This window comes from Phormidium sp. CCY1219, assembly GCF_035615515.1.
GTDB lineage: Bacteria > Cyanobacteriota > Cyanobacteriia > Cyanobacteriales > Laspinemataceae > CCY1219.
On record NZ_JAJENT010000844.1, the window covers coordinates 41693 to 58865 of the forward strand.

The following is a 17173-nucleotide window of genomic DNA, read 5'->3' on the forward strand; positions in this document are numbered from 1 at the left end:
AATTCTGTTTTTTCCAGTCTACCAGGCAACAGAAAAAAGGTCTAACAAACAGCACGGGGCAAGCAAAACCAACGCGCATCGTTGTTAGACCTTTCTAAATAGCTAGAGAGCTACACAGAGTTTAAACTTCTTGCTTCCGGGTGCTGATATCACCCACTTTCTGGAAGACGCCAAACTCCACTTGCTCTTCGAGATCCGGATCGACCCCGGCGAACACATCCCGGAAGATGGTACGCGATCCGTGCCACAGATGTCCGAAGAAGAACAACAGGGCAAAGCAGGCATGACCGAAGGTGAACCAACCGCGAGTGCTGGTGCGGAACACCCCGTCGGATTCTAGGGTCTCGCGATCGAATTCAAACGGTTCGCCTAACTGGGCTTTCCGGGCAAACTGTTTGACCACTGCTGGGTCGCTATAGGTTTGACCGTCGAGGTCTCCACCGTATAAGCTCACCGTCACGCCAGTTTGCTCGAAGCTGTATTTCGATTCTGCGCGCCGGAAGGGAATGTCGGCGCGAATGATGCCTTCGGAGTCTACTAAGACCACCGGGAAGGTTTCAAAGAAGTTGGGCATCCGACGCACGGTCAGTTCCCGACCTTCACCATCCTCAAACACGGGATGACCCAACCACGCTTGGGCAATTCCATCGCCTTTGTTCATCGGACCGACGCGGAACAAACCGCCTTTGGCGGGGTTGTTGCCCACGTAATCGTAGAACGCCAGCTTTTCGGGAATCTGCGACCAGGCTTCGGACTGGCTTGCGCCCTGCGCCATAGAGACTTGCACCCGGCGGTTAATTTCTTGTTGGAAGTAACCGCTATCCCACTGATAGCGAGTCGGACCGAACAGTTCGATGGGGGTCGCCGCCGAACCGTACCACATGGTACCCGCGACGACGAATGCCGCGAAAAATACCGCAGCAATACTGCTCGAAAGTACGGTTTCGATGTTCCCCATCCGCAGCGCTCGGTAAAGCCGTTCTGGCGGACGCACGGATAAGTGGAAGATGCCGGCAATAATTCCCACAATTCCGGCGGCAATGTGGTGCGCGACGATTCCCCCGGGATTGAAGGGGTTAAATCCGTCTGGCCCCCATTCTGGCGCTACCGGTTGTACGTGCCCGGTTAATCCGTAAGGGTCGGAAATCCACATGCCCGGACCAAATAGCCCGGTTAGGTGAAAGGCTCCAAACCCGAAGCACAGCAAACCGGATAAGAACAGGTGAATGCCAAACATTTTTGGCAGGTCTAAGGCTGGTTCGCCAGTGCGAGGATCGTTGAACAGTTCCAAATCCCAGTAAACCCAGTGCCAGCAGGCTGCTAGGAACAGCAAACCAGCCAGGACGATATGAGCGGTGGCTACGCCTTCAAATGACCAGAAGCCCACGTCGGTGGCGGTGCCGCCGGTAACGCTCCAACCTCTCCAAGAATCCGTCACCCCTAGCCGTGCCATAAAGGGCAACACGAACATGCCCTGACGCCACATGGGGTTCAGAACCGGATCGCTTGGATCGAAAACGGCGAGTTCGTATAGGGCCATCGAGCCAGCCCATCCTGCCACTAAGGCAGTGTGCATCAAGTGTACGGCAATCAGACGCCCTGGGTCATTCAGGACGACTGTGTGTACTCGGTACCAGGGTAGTCCCATCGACTACACTTCCTCCTCTATTAGAGATTTCTACTTGGACGCTATTTTCGAGCCTTTTATAGGGTCTTTGCCTTGCCTGGAAACCCGGGGGCGATCGCCTCTGGGCTTGACAGGAGTGGCATTCAGACCATCGGTTCTCAAAAAATGAGACAGTATTTAAAGAAGTGTAACGTTTGATGGAGTCGAATGCAAGCTTATTCCGGCTTCTGTTCTCGCTCGGCGATCGCTCTGGACTCCCAAATCCCCCCTAGTGCCTCCGGGAATGGGCTTTCACGCCCCGGTGATTTCCCCCTCCCTACGCCGATTTAGGTGAATTTCGTCCCTTTGCTACTGTTCATCTGGCAAATCGCTTCTGACGCCGCTAATCTCTCGATCACTTGCTCGGCACTCATTAACCGCCGGAGAAACACTTGCCCGATACTTGAGGCTCCACTGGCGTCTGGAACCTTGGGCTTGACTTCTACCATGATCACCGCGTCTTCAACTCGATAAAGCCACAAAATCTCTTCATGCTCCACAATGCTCAGGTTGATTCTCTCGATCGCGGGTTCGCGTCGCCACGCGATCGCGTTCCACAGTCCTTCTACTCCCCACACTCGACCTACGGTCCAGCCTTCTGTTAGAAAAAAATATTTCACGAGCCTCTCCCGATCGCCTATAATCTGTGTTTAATATGCACGGAAAACTCCACTAAGGGCGGCTTTCACCGCCTACCGTGTTGCCTCCCCATGCATCACTCCTCTCATTTTTCCATCCAGCTCTCATCCGAATAATTTTTAATCTCTTTGCGTTAGCGCGATTTGCTATTTCTCTTCCCCCTTGTGGCGAGAGTACATCCCGCTCAGGTAAGCGTTTTACCTCTCCGGTTGAGGCGCGATCGCTTCTCGCTTCCATCCTCCTCCTTGTTCCGATCCATCCGCTCCACCACTTTTCCCTCAGTGTCCATGCATCTTCCCATCACTCTGTCTGATTCCCTCACCTAAACGGCGATCGCCAATGTTACTGTCACGGCTATTTTATTATGAAAGTTCAATCCCTCCATTGAAAACATTTCAAAAAATTTCGCGATATCTCATTCAATTTCACCGATACCGATACAACTTTAGCCAGGGATCTGATTGTTCTGATTGCCATGCATGGTGCAGGAAAAACAAGCATCCTCCAAGCCATTGCACGGACCCTCGGGGTGGCTAGCGATCGTCTACAGCAACTCTCGGACTTGCAATGGCCCGGATTTCACTATGACATCTCAACCAACAACTCGGGCGGATTTACCCCACAAGTCTAACTCGAAGTCCACTTTTCCTCCCCAGAACTTGAAAAATGCACCTTGGCAAAAATTAAAAATCCGAATCTAATACGAGTTTTCTTTAATAACGAAACAGTTAAGCACTTATGCAAACAAGTTTTTAACTCTTTCCCAAGCTTAACTCGCTCTCAGGCTCCCCGGACAACCTCTCCCGAGGCGGAGTCTCCTCCCCCCCCTCCACCGGCATGCAAAGGGTGGCATTTTTGCTTAAAATCCCCCTCGCTCTTGAAAATGGGGAAAACTAAGCCCTTAAAAAGAGGGTTGGGGGAATCTGCTCCTGAATGTCTCGGAGATTCTTGCAAATTATCTTTGGCAGAAATAAAATAAATTTGCATAACAAACTACTGCTTTATTTTCAAGCCATGCGACAGTTATTAAACCGATACATATTAGAGAATTTCGATGTAAACGAGGATGCAAACGTAGCAAAAATGGGCTTCTCGTTCCTAGTTGTGTTCTCTATTAATTTGCTTTAAACAAGCAATTGATGACAATATAAATTTTAATTTTCTAGTTTTTTGGGGTTGACACTCTTTAAAAGCGTTGCTAGATTTGTTGTATTCCCACTCACGAGCTAAACCGAAGGAAACAAGGAAACCTACTCCCCAGCTTTTTGTCCATCCCTTCTCCTTATCTTCTTGGAAACAAGAGAATAAGAAAAAAATCTCAAAAGCACTCTAACGAGCATAGGGAAAGGGCAATCTTGAGTTCATTTATGCTCATCAAAAATCAATTTAACCTTTGCCAAAAAAAAATGAGTTTATCCTATCGCGGCATCCAGTATCAACCTTCCAACGTACCTGCAATCCAGCCTTCCAGCATCGCCAACTATCGTGGAGTGAGTTATTACACTCAATCCAAACCGCAAATTGCAACTCCTCCTGCCGTTACCCTGATGTATCGGGGCGTGGCGTATCAGATGAATCCAGAAACCACACAATCTCCAAAAACAATCGAGTTAACTTCACTGTCTCTCACTTTGGTTTAATTCAGTTTTTTTGAATCCAACTATAGCGCTTGAAAACGCAATACTTCGGATAGTTTTTGAGGCGGATCGTTAATTAAAGAGTTGGCTCTTACGCAACTTCGGCGCAAGAGCCAACTCTTTCTATGATTGCCAGTGGATACCCTTATGGAAATTATCGTCTGGAGTATGATTTTGCTTTTTTGTTAGGGACTATTTCGCTCATGGGCGATCGCAAACCCCCCTTCTACTCAACCTGCCGCAGTTCCCCACCGACAAATTGCCAGCCTTTTGGTGCCCAGTTCCGTTGGGGGTCATCCCTGGAGAAATTGTCGATCGCAGCATCAATGTTCGCCCGTTCGCCCAATCCCAGAAAATCCCGGAACAGATGACTTTCACGGTTGAGGTTAGAGTCACACCCTGAGCAAGTTGGGCTTTCAACGCCAGTGGGATGCAGCGCATAGAGTAAGTTGACACTCTGCGGTCGCGCATACGCGCAGATTCTCCGAGTTATACTCAGAAGGGTCTGTCAAAAGGCATTTCTGCCACCGACCCTCTACCCTGTTGCTTTCGCTTCAGGCTACTTGCTTTTTTTGCTTTCCGGGCACTTCCCTTAACTTCTATACGCTCCACAACCTGCGTTGTTTGCTCCGCTCAATGTCGTTGTGCACTTCTATTTAGAGCCGTCGGTTCTCCGGTGGCCGGAATTTCATCTGAACTAGGATGCTTCGTCGCGTAGGCTTTTACCCTTACTAACTTTTTAATTGCAACTAATCTCGCTTGTTAAAACAAGCGAGTCGTTTTTCCGCCCCGCTTTAAAAAGACGGGGCTACCAAACTCCCGAATAGTTCCCGTGTAGTGGTGGGCATAGTAGTGGGAAGTTGGGCACTGGGGAAGTGTGGGCATGGAGTTGGATTGCGATCGCCCGCCTTTTATCAGTGCAACTCATCCTAGGTGGGGCGTGGGTTGCAGGATGCGGATTGACAACTCGTTCGGCTTTTGGCTCAAACTGCTGACCGATGATAAGCGGGTTGAGGCATTTGGATTTGGCGCTCTTGCCCCCGAACCCTTGGCATGCAGCAGGTCAAAACTCTGAGCGCAGCGGTAGGAGGTGTCAGATCCTCCGGGCGGATTTGCAGGTATAGCAAAGTTAGCAACCCTATCTTTAACATCGGCTTTTTTACTCAATTTGCCCAGCTATTGATAGTATAAACCTTGATTTACCTTGAAAAAACCATTCGGATAGCACGAGATAGAGGTGAAGAAGTGGTCAGTTATCATCTCTTTTATTATAATGCCACTCCGAAAAAATGACAAGCACATTGCCCTGACACTTCTGATTCGTTTTGTAGATTATCTGTGTCTCTTTGCCTTAGTTAGTGCCGCGATCGCCATTGGTTTGAAATTTTTCTCACCCATGCCCGCACCCGTGAGTCACCCCGGTGCAACCGAAACCTCACCGTCTAACCCCCAACGCACAGATGTGGTTCGGTTCGACCCGTAAAAAATTGCCAGATTTTTGCCCTCAAAAAATCAGCCTAAAATCATTTCGCCAAAGCAATGGAAACCGAAGAAATATATCGCGGCTGGCACATCAAAATTTTTCCGCGATCGCGCGGTTGGATCTTTCGCGTTTTTCCTCCCGATGACGATATAGGAGAAAGCGACGAGGTGATTTATTCCCGCCAGTGCAGCGCTACCGCCGCCGCCCGCTTATTCGTGATGAAACTGAGCGCCAGTGTGGCATTAATGCAATTTTTAGATGACGCTTACGCCGCTGGTTTAATCGCTTATGAAGAAAAGTGGATTTTATTCGATTCTTTGCCTTAAATCACTCAATTTGTAGGCTGGGCATTGCCCACCGCCTTGGATAACATTTATCGCAAGGCACGAATCACCTGTCGCTTAATCTCGATAAAATCCGGCGAGAGTTTCATCTCTAAATCCCGCAATTCTGGGAGATTAATCGCCAATTCTTCTTTAATTTCCCCCGGATGGGCGCTCATTACATAGATGCGTTGCGAGAGAAAAATCGCTTCCTCCACATCGTGGGAAATCATCAATACGGTCATCTGGGTTTTTTGCCATAAATCCAGGGTAAATTGCTGCATCTGTTCTTTGGTTTGTGCGTCTAATGCACCAAAGGGTTCGTCCATCAGCAAAACTTCCGGTTCGTTGGCTAACGCACGGGCGATCGCCACTCGCTGTTTCATTCCACCGGAGAGCTGTTTCGGGTAGGCGCTGGCAAATTGACTCAATCCCACCACGTTTAAATAATACTCGATTTTTTCCTTTCTTTGCTGCTTGGGCATGTTTTTTAGGCGCAAGCCAAAGGCGACATTTTCGGCGACGGTTAACCAGGGAAATAAGGAATAACTCTGGAAAATCATGCCGCGATCGCTTCCCGGTCCTAACATCGGTTCGCCATCCATCAGCACTTGCCCGGAGGTGGGTGGCATCAAGCCGGCAATAATATTTAATAAGGTGGATTTTCCACACCCGGAAGCGCCCACAATACAAACCAGTTCGTTAGCATATAGATGCAGGTTGATGTTGTGCAATACCATCAGGCGATCGAAGCGCTTATATAACTCTTTGACTTGTAATTGGGGAATGCCCCTGCTGGAAATTCGCTCTTGCATGACGCTGATATCACTCAATCGTAATTTAACAATTTTTAACAAATTTTTTGGCCATTTTTTTGAGACTTCCCTGGACAAAGGGTTGAAAATATGATAGATTATCTGATAATGGGAATAGTAGCATTTTTAAAAATTTTGCCACTATTCCCATTATGATATAAGGGTATCACAAATTTTTGCATTTGTCCAGATAGATTGGCAAAAAAAATGGCCAAAAAATGGTAAAAATTGTAACAATTTATCCAGGGACGAGCTGGGGTAGAATTGCGGGAGGAGAAAGAGGGGAGAAATGAGAGGTAAACATCGGAGAAAGACCATGCCGCGATCGCCGAAACCCTATTTAGAGCCTTCCATTTTTTGGAGCATTCGCCAAGGATTTCCGCAGCGGTTGCGGATCCTGCTGGCGGTGAGTGCGTTGGGGATACCGCTGCTGCTGTGGGGGATACTCAGTTATGGAGAAGTGGTGACGCCGATGCTGCTTCCCACCCCCACGGCGGTATTGCAAGCGGGGATAGACATGTTAAACCCACAACAGAGGGACGAAAGCTTGTGGGTGGATATTTTTGTCAGTTTTGGTCGCGTTTTCGGGGGATTTTTAGCGGCGGCGGCGGTAGGAATTCCCGTGGGGATTGCGATGGGAACATTTTACAGTATGGAAAGCCTGTTTAGTCCGATTGTAGGCACCATTCGCTATATGCCAGTGGCTGCATTTATTCCGTTAGTAGTGGTGTGGTTTGGGTTGGGGGAAATGTCAAAGGTGGTCATTATTTTTTTAGGCATTGTGTTCTATAATGCCATAATGATAGCCGATGCGGTGAAGTTTATTCCCAGCGAATTGTTAAATGCCGCCTATACCTTGGGGGCAAATCGACGGGATATTTTATTGCGGGTGATTTTACCCGCATCAGTGCCAAGTATTCTGGATACATTGCGGGTGAATGTGGCGGGGGCGTGGAATTTTTTGGTGATTTCGGAATTAATTGCTGCCGATCGCGGATTGGGGTTTAGAATTGCCAGGGCGCAGCGTTTCGTGCAAACAGACCAAGTGCTAGTTTGCATTGTGGTCATTGGGGCGATTGGGTTGTTACTGGATTTTGCCTTTAAATGGGTGGCGAAAAAAGTCACCCCTTGGGCGGAGTATTCTCAGCATTAATCGAGATAGGGTACAACCGGGGGATTTTTCATATTAGAGTGGGTTGGGAGGGGAAGGTGGGCAATCTGCCCACCCGACGGTTAAACTGAGTCGATTCGCAGGATAAATTTAGGTTCGATTAAAGGAGCTAAATCGGGGACTTGTTGAATTTGACCTTGTGCTTTGAGGAATTGCGCTAGGGATTGCATGGAGTTTAACAAATAGCGATCGCTTTGCGGGTTAGCGAGTAATTCCAGATTTGCCTGTAAATCCGGAAGTCGCACGCCGTTGAGCGCCGAGGCTAATTCTTCTGGGGGGATATCCAACTGTTGGGCGGCGATCGCAATTCCTTCTTCGCGGTTAGTTCGCAAAAATTCCAATCCCTGCAAGACTCCTTGGACAAAGGCTAACACCGTTTCGGGATGGCGATCGCTAAATGCTGCATCGAAAACATAGAGGTCAGTAATTGCCGTGGGCATTTGCGAAGAATCGTAAATAATTCGTCCATCGCTTTGGGCTTCATTGGCTTTTTGCAAATAAGGGGCATAGGTCACGGCGATAGGAATATTCCCGGATTGATATGCAGCAGCGGCGGCATCTGGAGGGGCATTGACGAGGGTAAAATCCTCCGAATCTAAGCCTACGGTGTCGAGAACTTGCAGCAAAAAGAAGTGACTGACACTACCTTCTTCTACGGCGATTCTTTCTCCTTTAAAATCGGCAATTTCGGCAATACTATTGCGGGCTAAAATGCCATCGCCACCCACAGAGGTATCCTGGACTAAAACAATGCGAAAATCCTTGCCGGTGGCGGCGAGGGTAACGGCTTCCGAAGCCACAGGAGAAACTGCATCCAAACGATTGGCAATAAAGGCGGTATTGGCATCAGTATTGGCAGAAAAGACTTTTACATCTAAGTCTAGCCCGAGGTCATCGAAAAATCCTTTTTCTTTGGCGATGTAAAGCGGTGTAGACCCTACCCAGGTAAATAAGCCAATGGAGGCGGTATTTTTATCGGAAGTTTCCGGCGATCGCGGTTGGTTAGGGGTGCAAGCGTGCAAGGCAAGACCTGCAGCGGTACCGGTTAGCATCCAAAGGGTTTGACGACGAGTCCAAAAGTGATTCATGGGTGTCATAAACAGAGTTAAAGTTATTCTATTTTAGCGGAATTAAATTCGACTAAATGGGTTTGTAACTGGGGGTGAATAAAAATATATCCGCTGCCGACTTTGTACAAGAATCCCACTTCAGTAGCCCAATCGAGAAATCGGGCATAATTCCAGGGAGTCAATCCCATGAATCCTAGCATAAAGCGCAGCAAAAGGTGTTTGATGCACAAACCGCCTGCAGCAAAAATTCCTAATAGCAATCCGGCGATCGCCGCTTTGAATACAGACACCTCGATCGCCTCGGCGAGGATTATCAGGATGGCTGCGCCGAGAATGCCGAAAAACCGGGCATTTTTGACCGCAATCCAGACTCGTTGGTTGGGCATTGTTTCGCGCACGATACTCTCTCCCCAACCGGGAAATCCGCGCTGGATTGTCTTTTGGATGAGTTTGGGGGTAACATTGCGAAAGACAGTTTTGCTCATTAATTTGTAAGGGAGGCGCAGCAGCGATCGCCAGATTTTGCGATGCAGCCATTTGACCAGCACTCTACTGCTCATGTGCGGAACGCCTCGCACAACCATCCCCAGCAGGGGGCGCAGCAATCCGGCGAAGCTGGCGATCGCGCGGCGAGTCCAGAGACGAAGCCAAAACCAGGCTACCGGACCGCGCAAGCCGCGAAACAGCACAGCGCCCATCGGTCCGCGCATCCAGCCCATCACCACGCCACCGATCGCCCCGGTAGTCAACCCGATAATCGGGCCAGTGAGGATGCCGGCGATCGCCCAGAGTCCCAGGCTATACACTTGTTCCTGCCATCCTTTCGGCAACCAGTTTGACTGCATCTGTTCGATTAAAAATAAAGTCCTGGAACACTCGCACATATTTTGCGCCAGCCAAGTGAGCCAGTGTTGGGCGTCGCGCTTGGAGTAAGGACTCTCGGCGGCCATGCAATCGAGTTTATTTTCTATATAAGCGTTCCACAGGGGCGTCGCGGTACAGTTCTCCTGAGTACCGACCTCCGCCATCAGGCGTAAGGTGAGGGGAGTGCAAGGCATTTCTGGGGCGGGAGTTTCCGGGAGGATATCGGCGGCGAGATAGGGCTGGATTTGCTCTGGGGTCAGCGATCGCAAAACCAGGGTGCGATCGAACTGGAGGGGCGTTTCTAGGGCTTCGTATTCGCCGATCGCGCTGGTTACGACCACCGTTATCTGAGGGCGATCCTGGCAAAAGCGATCGATGGCCTCGGCGCAGTTTTGCCGCTCTGCGGAACTCACTTCGTCCAAACCATCCAGCAGCAGCAAAAACGGCAAGCCTTGGCGATCCTCTAACCACTCATCGCTCACATAGGGAGCGAGCTGATAGAGATGATGCAATTGCTCGATTAACCATTCAAATAGCACTTTGTGTTTTTTCGTCCAGGTGCAGAGACGAAACACCACCGGAACCGGACGATCGCGATCGCGGGCGGCGAGTGCGAGGCGATCGCGGGCAATTTCTAGCAGCGCCGTGGTTTTTCCCGCCCCCGCTTCCCCGAGAATTAGCAGTTTTTCCCCCGCTTGTGGCGCGAGAGTGGCGCGGGTGTTCTCTGGGGGAGAATCCACCGCCGGATCCCGGACTTCCGCCTTCACCTCCAGATGAGGGCGATCGCGCAGAGATGCTTGCAAAACACCGGATATCCAAGCAGTTTTGACTTTTTCGAGCAAAATTTCGCGAATCTCCTCTGCTTCCGGATCGCGATCGCCGAGTGCGTTAAAAATTCCGTCGCCTTCCTGAATTTGCTGCATCCATTTCCCCCCAGGTGACTTCTGTGCTGTGTGCATCTGATTCATTTTAACGATTATCCGACTCTATAGCGACTCTATCGCGGTTCGTTTAGGAGTTGTAAAATTCGCTCGCACTTCCCAACTGAATTGTACCGCTGGTTGAGAATTCCTATCTATCCACCCCCTGCGGAATTATTCATGTTGCGTGCCATCGGGCATAATCGCACCCGTGAGAATTGCCAGCGTTTCCCCTGCGCCGAAATCCGCCCCGGCGATCGCCGCCCCCGTGAGATTGGCATAACTGAGATTTGCCTCTTGTAGATTCGCGCCCGCGAGATTTGCGCCGGTGAGATTGGTTCCGCTTAAATCGCAAAAAGATAAATCGGTGGCACTGAGATTGGCACCAGTGAGGTCGAAGCCGCTTAACTTAAGTGAGGCGAGATGGCATCCACTCAGATTCACGCCCCATAAATGGGCAGCCGTGAGATTAGCCCCTCGCAAGTGAGCGTTGCACAAATTCGCCCCACTGAGGTCGGCCCCGACTAAATTTGCCCCCTGCAAATCGGCCTGGGCTAAATTTGCACCACTGAGATTGGCTGCCATTAAGTTAGCTTGTCGCAAGTCAGAACCGCTCAAATCCGCTTCGCTGAGATTGGATTCGGACAGATCTCCCCCGGCGAGATTGGCCTGGGTTAAGCTAGTTCCCATTAAACTCACGCCCCGCAAGTCGATGTAGGGGAACACCTCATCTGGATAACCCACTGCAAATTGTGCCGCCTCTGTCGGCACGGGTGGGGAGGTTGGGGCGATCGGTGCGGGAAAATTAACCTCAGACTCAACTGGGGCGGCGGGATATATGGATTCCGGATTATCCCAAGTGGGAACTTCTGTGGCCCTGGGGTCGGCGGGATACATGGATTCCGGATTATCCCAAGTGGGAATTCCCTGGGTGCTGGCATCGGGGGGATACATGGATTCCGGATTGTGCCAGGTGGGAACTTCTGTGGCCCTGGGGTCGGCGGGATACATGGATTCCGGATTGTCCCAGGTGGGAACTTCTGTGGCACTGGTCTCGCGATCGCGTTCTCCTGGGCTGAGTTGCGCTTCCCCTGTGGATTGAGCCGACATATCCGCTGGCTCACTTCCCGGCGGTTGGGAGGGTGCTGGCGGTGGCGCTTCTGGTTGGGGAGGTGCGGCGCGGGGTGGCACTTCTTCGGGAATTTGTTGTTCTAACTCGCGGATGAGTTGGGTTAAGTGGACGATGCGATCGCACAGTCGCTCGATGGACTCGGGTAGGGTTTCGAGCTGTTCGAGAGATAAAGCCGATAAGGGCGGTTCCAGGGAGGGATCTGGTGCGCTGGGTTCGGTTTCCGGGGGCGCGGATTCCCCGGCGGCTTGCAGTTGCTCGATTAGGGTGTCCATGCGATCGCTGATGCGCGTCACGGAATCATTTAGGCGATCGAATTTCGGTTGTTGGTTGGCTAGGGGTAAGTGCAGTTGCTCGATTTCTTGGGCGGGTAGGTTTTCTTGCAGGTGGGAATTGAGTTGAATCATTTCGGTTTTTAAGTCCCCCACGTGATGGGCGATCGCTCCTTCGATATTCCCGAGACTGCAATCTAATTCCACCAAGGCGCTGAGCATCTGTTGCTCGTTGAGCTGGTGCATCCGGTGGCGGTTGACCAGGTTGAGCCACACCGACAAAAACAGAATCACCCCGCCATAGTTTATTTTCCCGAACAGCAATACGGCGAGGGAACCGACAACGGAACCTGCAAGGGAAATATATTCGGCTATTTTGAGCGCATCAGGGTTGTTTTGTTGCATGGATCCTCAGCCCACAACAGCAGGGACTCGGTGTTCTGGATAGCTGACCTGGATTCGGACAAGTCAGATTGATTTTATAATATTGGGGTAAATTTGAACATGAAAGTTTGATGAAGTTTGCCCAATCGCACAAATTATTTTTCCAGATGAATAACAGGCGCAGAAATACCTCGGCTCTTGGGGCGCTTCTTCCCTGTGCGATCGCCTGCCACTCTCCATTCTACCCAAAAAGAGAATTGAGCGCCGATTTTGTCCCCCGGGTTCATTTCACCCTCGCCACCATCTCCCGTGATTCTCACCTTTTCTACCATTGCCTTTGACTTGCTTCAAATCACACAAAAAAAAGGGCAATCGATCGCAATTGCCCCTCGTTTGACTATGCCCGAAATAATCGTTTATTTGCTTTTCGGCTGATTTTTCGCTTGTTCTACGGCAATTTCTCGCAAGGCTTGGAAAGAATTGGCGTTGGAAGACCCTTCGATGGCTTTGACGGCCAAATCCTGAACCTGTTTCAGTGCCGCTTCCAGTTGCTTGGTCAGGGTTTGGATGCGCGCCTCGCGGTCTTTAATCGAGGCTTCTAGCGAGGTAATTTGCAGTTCGTAGGAGCGCTTGAGACCGTCAATTTCTTTAGCACGCAAGTCGGCGGAAACTTTGGCTTGATAGTTGCCGATGTTGCGGCCATTTTCTTTGCCGTTCTTGATATTTTGTTCCAATTTTTTCGGATGTTCTTCCACTTTCGCCTTGGCTTCGGCATATTGTTTTTCCCGTTCGGCAATTTCCGTTTCCCGCTCGTTCCATTCTTTCTCTTGGGCAAGTCGCGTTTCTTCCAGTTCTTGATAGAGCGATTTTTTGTTTTGCTCGTATTCTTCGCTATCGAGATTGCGTTCGAGTTCTAAGTTGTAGCGATATTCCTCTTCGTCGCGCTGGCGCTCTTTGTGATGGGTTTCGTTGCGCTCTTTAATCTGGCGCTGATGGATGTTTTGCTCTTTCTCCCATTCTGTCTTTAAGTCCTGGATTTGTTGGTCTAAGGTTTCTTGGCGATCGCCGATTTCTTGTTCAAAGCTTTTGGCCCGTTCTTGATAGGTCTCTAATAAGGTATCTAAGGTGTCTTCTTCGACTTCTTCTAAATCATGCAGTTCTTGCAGCTCTTCAACTTCTTGGCTGACTAACTCTTCTAAATCCTTTAACTTGGCAGCTTCCTGCGTGAGTTGTTCGGACAGTTCGCTCGTCGCACTACCAAATCCCTGTTGCAGCAATTCTAAGCTTTGAATGGTTTGATTGACTTTTTGTTGCGCCGTTTTCCCATTATTCGAGGGTCTGACTTCCGCCGATGCGCTTTGCTTCACCGCTTTTACGGGATTTTCCACCACGGCTTGTTTTTCTTTATTCAGTTTGCGAACTTGCGATTGCAAGCCGGAATTTTCTTGCTGCAATTCTTCAAAAGCTTCCAGGATTTCGGCTTTGGTGCTTTTGGAGTTAATTTTTTTCACCATCGGTTGTTTTTCTCCTGAGAATGGGCGACTGTTTAGTTAAAAACCTTGAGGCTTTTTTAGCGGTGTAGACGCGGCGGCGCGTCTCTATAAAATCGGTGGATTATTTGGCAGAAGAGCTGCCATTTGATGAGCTTTGAAAGGCGCGCATCGCCAAGTCTTGCGCTTGTCGCATTGCCGCTTGTAGCTGGGCGGTAATATCGGCAATTTCTTGGGTCTGACGTTCCACGGTATTGTTGAGGGATTGGATGGTGAGTTCGTATCCTTCTTTGGTGCCTTCCCACTCTTTTTCAAATAAGTCTGCTTTCACTTTGGCTTCCCGCTTGGCATCGGCGATCGCCTCTTCTTTGGCTTTGATATATGCCTGCTTCAGTTCTTCCTCAAATCCTTCAATCTTTTGCTGGTTTTCTTCAAATTCGGCTTGATGTTCTTCCAAGTATTCTTCCCGTTCGGCCCAATTCTTTTCTTTCTCCCGTTTAATGGCTTGCAGTTCTCGTTCTTGTTGCCGCTTGGACTCTTCGTATTCATCCATCTCGATTTTCCGCAAGCGTTGTATTTCGTAGTTGTAGTCGGCGGCTTCGCTTTCCCGGGCTTGGGCTAATAGTTCCGCTTGTTCTCGCACTGCTGTGTCGAATTCTTCCTGCTCTTTTTGCCAGATTTTGCGCTTTTGCGCCATATCTTTTTCGATGGACTCTTGCTGTTCTGCAGCGCGATTTTCCAGGATTTTTAGCTTTTCTTGGTGTTCTTGGGTTAAGATATGCAGCGCATCGGCAACCACGCGGATTTTTCGCAGTTCTTCTAAGCGATCGCTTTCAATCGCGATCGCCCGCTTCAATTCGTCGAGTTTCGTGGTTTCGCTGTCCAGTTTCTCGGCAAGCTGCGTAATAATACTGCCAAAATCTAACTGCAGGTCCGCTAACCCTTTGACAATACTATCAATCGTATAACTAGAGGCAACTTGCAGCAGTTCTTTGTTTTTCTCTTTTTCCGCTTCTTCTTCTTTCGTGGCAACTTTCGATTCTATCTGTTTGCGCTCTTCGAGGAGTTGCTGAAACTCGGCCAGGATTTTGGCTTTATTATCTTTGGCGGTGGATTGCGTCATGGTAATTGTCCTCCTGCAATTTACAATTGACTGCGAGATATTGTCTGGTTTGACCGCTAAATAATTCTAGTGTAGACTAGAAAACCGGGATGATGTTCCAGAATTGAATTAAGTTTTCTTAACGCAGGGTTAAGAAATGTAAAGCAACGAATCTCAATGTTTAAGAACCCCTTTTTGCGGGGGGATTAGCGAGAATATTCAGGATGTTTTGGCAGCGATCGCAACGATTTCCCTGCCAGCAGTAGCATGATTCCACTACATTTAACAACAAGGCTTTCATCTGCTGATTTTGCTCGAGCAAGGCGCTGTAATTTTGCTCTACTGATTCCACAATTAAACTCATGTGGTGGAAATCTTCCGCTAGCAGTGCCAAATCGTTTAAGCTATCGTTGCGAATCTCTTCAAAGGTGGCGAGATTTCCTTTTAACTGGTTTTCCCACACCGACTGGCGGGTCAATTTCGCAATGTTTTTCACCTTAGTGCCCTCTGAGGTATGAAAATCATGGTTGATGGCTACAAGAAAAAGGATAAGAAACCGGGGTTTAATCTAGTTTTTTTGCAAATGAAAATATCAGGTGAATTAACCCGGTTTCTAACCCCGACAAATCGACGAAAGAGAAAGAAATTACATCGCGTTTGCCATTTCGCGATCGCTATTAAAATCCTCATCGGATCCTGCCGGCAACGCCATCTCATCTTTTGTAGAATCCGCATCCAAATGCGCCGCCATCAAACAAGCAATTTCATGGGGAGGCAAATTATCCAGACAAACCATTTCTCGGGTGCCTTCCAAATCAATCAACCGACTGAGATTTTGCGGGTCTTCAAGCACCAATGCGGCTTGTTCGACCATCTCCCAGTTCGTCCGTTCCACCCAATCCCATTTCAAGCTATAATAGTTAATCGGCTTCAACACGCCATTATCATCGGGTTTCTGACCGGAATGCTTGACGAATTCGGGCACAAAAATTCCTTCTGCTGGTTCGATTCCCCGGGCTTGAATCGAAGCCACCAAGCGATTAAAATCACTCAGACTGCGCCCTTTAATGTAAGTGACCATCACCACATTATGGGGCATTTCTCCGGCTTCAGCCACAAACCAAATTTGCCCCCAAAGGGTGTTTTTTGTCTGGCCGAGACTGCCGAAAAATTTGCTAAACTTTAAAATAGTCATGGCTAATTTAGAGCCATATTCTTCGTCACCAATCGTCCATTTACCACTTTGACAGTTGTTGCGAGTGGCAATCGGCAGTTCGGGAACGACGATCGCATTGGTGGGCTTGACGCCAAATACGGATAAGGTCGGTTTTTTATCGGTCATTTCGGTTTCTCCTGTTGTGGTGTTCTGCGGGTTTTTGTTTGCTGAGTTTTTGGCCATTTTTACGGATTTGAAAGTAGAGCGATATCGGAGATTTAGCGAATCACGTGACGATGGTGAGCCGAGGTGACTGCTGGGTATTTATAGTCCTTTTTTGGGCTTTTTTTTCCCTCGACTTCCTTGGCGCATTCCCCCGCATAAACCTCCATCCAATTTTGATGGCTTGTCCCCGGGGCGGGGTCTGACTCCGAGGGGGTGGAGGTCGCCGCTTTGGTACTTTGCAACACGGCGAGCAAATGCTGTAAAATCTCAATATGCGCCGGGGTGAAGTGGATGCTAAATCCAGATCCATCGCGAGCGTAACCCGGACAAATGAGAGATGCTGTACCTTCGTCGTCATGTTTGGCAATATAAAGCCAGTCGGTGTCTTCTAACTTGTAGTGAGTATCCGTCCAGGTTTTGAGCATCTTGTCTATCCTTGCCTTGTTTGACTTCCACCCTGGTGGGCGCACTAGATTGGGAAAATCGAACCTCATCTGGGGTGGGGCTTCGATGGAGGGCGATCGCCGGCTGAATAGGGACTCCTGACTCCACCCCTCGCGCCGCAAATGTTGAACTTTTGTTCAACTAACCTCAGTCTAACGCCACTTGATTTTTACGTCAACCCCAAAGTTGATTTTTTTTTCAAATTAGCCTAGAATGCGGATGTAGGTGCGAATCGTTCCCGCCAAAGTCAAGGCTGAAATGCCGAAAACGTAAGCGGGGCAAGGAATCTAAGGCTTAAAGCCAAGAAACCTTGACAACTGTCATCTGGTTGCTAAGGAGGAGGGAAGCGGCCTAGACCGTAACCAAATCTGAGGTCAGCAGGC

Annotated in this window: 15 protein-coding genes; 4 read left to right on the plus strand and 11 right to left on the minus strand. The window is 49.3% G+C overall.

Annotation, left to right across the window (positions count from 1 at the left end; genetic code table 11):
• Nucleotides 1–121: 121 nt before the first annotated feature.
• Both psbB and LKK83_RS26940 read right to left on the minus strand, forming a co-directional pair.
• Nucleotides 122–1648 (minus strand): photosystem II chlorophyll-binding protein CP47, encoded by a 1527-nt coding sequence (psbB, locus tag LKK83_RS26935; RefSeq protein ID WP_324634562.1) that lies wholly within the window; start codon nt 1646–1648, stop codon nt 122–124.
• A gap of 305 nt (nt 1649–1953) precedes the next feature.
• Nucleotides 1954–2286 carry a hypothetical protein gene (locus tag LKK83_RS26940; protein WP_324634563.1) on the minus strand — a complete coding sequence of 111 codons (333 nt, stop codon included), beginning with the start codon at nt 2284–2286 and terminating at the stop codon, nt 1954–1956.
• Nucleotides 2287–3711: 1425 nt separating this feature from the next.
• Between LKK83_RS26940 and LKK83_RS26945 the strand changes: the two genes are divergently transcribed.
• The 3 genes from LKK83_RS26945 to LKK83_RS26955 all read left to right on the plus strand — a co-directional run bounded on the left by LKK83_RS26945 (nt 3712) and on the right by LKK83_RS26955 (nt 5751).
• The gene (locus LKK83_RS26945) at nt 3712–3945 is read left to right on the plus strand and encodes a DUF4278 domain-containing protein (protein WP_324634564.1); all 234 of its coding nucleotides are present in this window, start codon (nt 3712–3714) and stop codon (nt 3943–3945) included.
• Between the two features lie 1270 nt (nt 3946–5215).
• The gene (locus LKK83_RS26950; RefSeq protein WP_324634565.1) at nt 5216–5425 is read left to right on the plus strand and encodes a hypothetical protein; all 210 of its coding nucleotides are present in this window, start codon (nt 5216–5218) and stop codon (nt 5423–5425) included.
• 56 nt (nt 5426–5481) lie between these two features.
• The gene (locus LKK83_RS26955) at nt 5482–5751 is read left to right on the plus strand and encodes a hypothetical protein (protein ID WP_324634566.1); all 270 of its coding nucleotides are present in this window, start codon (nt 5482–5484) and stop codon (nt 5749–5751) included.
• Between the two features lie 47 nt (nt 5752–5798).
• On the opposite strand, the gene LKK83_RS26960 is transcribed toward LKK83_RS26955, so the two are convergent.
• On the minus strand, nt 5799–6563 hold the full coding sequence (locus LKK83_RS26960; protein ID WP_324634577.1) for an ABC transporter ATP-binding protein: 765 nt from the start codon (nt 6561–6563) through the stop codon (nt 5799–5801).
• Nucleotides 6564–6852: 289 nt separating this feature from the next.
• Between LKK83_RS26960 and LKK83_RS26965 the strand changes: the two genes are divergently transcribed.
• Complete coding sequence (locus LKK83_RS26965; RefSeq protein ID WP_324634567.1) at nt 6853–7716, plus strand: ABC transporter permease; 864 nt, start codon at nt 6853–6855, stop codon at nt 7714–7716.
• An 80-nt stretch (nt 7717–7796) separates the two neighbouring features.
• Here LKK83_RS26965 and LKK83_RS26970 read toward each other — a convergent pair whose 3' ends face one another.
• The 8 genes from LKK83_RS26970 to LKK83_RS27005 form a co-directional block, all read right to left on the minus strand.
• The gene (locus LKK83_RS26970; protein WP_324634568.1) at nt 7797–8822 is read right to left on the minus strand and encodes an ABC transporter substrate-binding protein; all 1026 of its coding nucleotides are present in this window, start codon (nt 8820–8822) and stop codon (nt 7797–7799) included.
• Nucleotides 8823–8845: 23 nt separating this feature from the next.
• Complete coding sequence (locus tag LKK83_RS26975; RefSeq protein WP_324634569.1) at nt 8846–10636, minus strand: NACHT domain-containing protein; 1791 nt, start codon at nt 10634–10636, stop codon at nt 8846–8848.
• Between the two features lie 126 nt (nt 10637–10762).
• Complete coding sequence (locus LKK83_RS26980) at nt 10763–12394, minus strand: pentapeptide repeat-containing protein (RefSeq protein WP_324634570.1); 1632 nt, start codon at nt 12392–12394, stop codon at nt 10763–10765.
• A gap of 395 nt (nt 12395–12789) precedes the next feature.
• Nucleotides 12790–13887 carry a hypothetical protein gene (locus tag LKK83_RS26985; protein ID WP_324634571.1) on the minus strand — a complete coding sequence of 366 codons (1098 nt, stop codon included), beginning with the start codon at nt 13885–13887 and terminating at the stop codon, nt 12790–12792.
• Nucleotides 13888–13987: 100 nt separating this feature from the next.
• A complete protein-coding gene (locus LKK83_RS26990; protein WP_324634572.1) occupies nt 13988–14986 on the minus strand; it encodes a hypothetical protein in 999 nt (332 codons plus the stop codon).
• Nucleotides 14987–15146: 160 nt separating this feature from the next.
• Complete coding sequence (locus LKK83_RS26995) at nt 15147–15461, minus strand: hypothetical protein (protein WP_324634573.1); 315 nt, start codon at nt 15459–15461, stop codon at nt 15147–15149.
• A gap of 150 nt (nt 15462–15611) precedes the next feature.
• Nucleotides 15612–16307 carry a hypothetical protein gene (locus LKK83_RS27000; RefSeq protein WP_324634574.1) on the minus strand — a complete coding sequence of 232 codons (696 nt, stop codon included), beginning with the start codon at nt 16305–16307 and terminating at the stop codon, nt 15612–15614.
• 92 nt (nt 16308–16399) lie between these two features.
• A complete protein-coding gene (locus LKK83_RS27005; RefSeq protein ID WP_324634575.1) occupies nt 16400–16771 on the minus strand; it encodes a hypothetical protein in 372 nt (123 codons plus the stop codon).
• Nucleotides 16772–17173 lie beyond the last annotated feature (402 nt).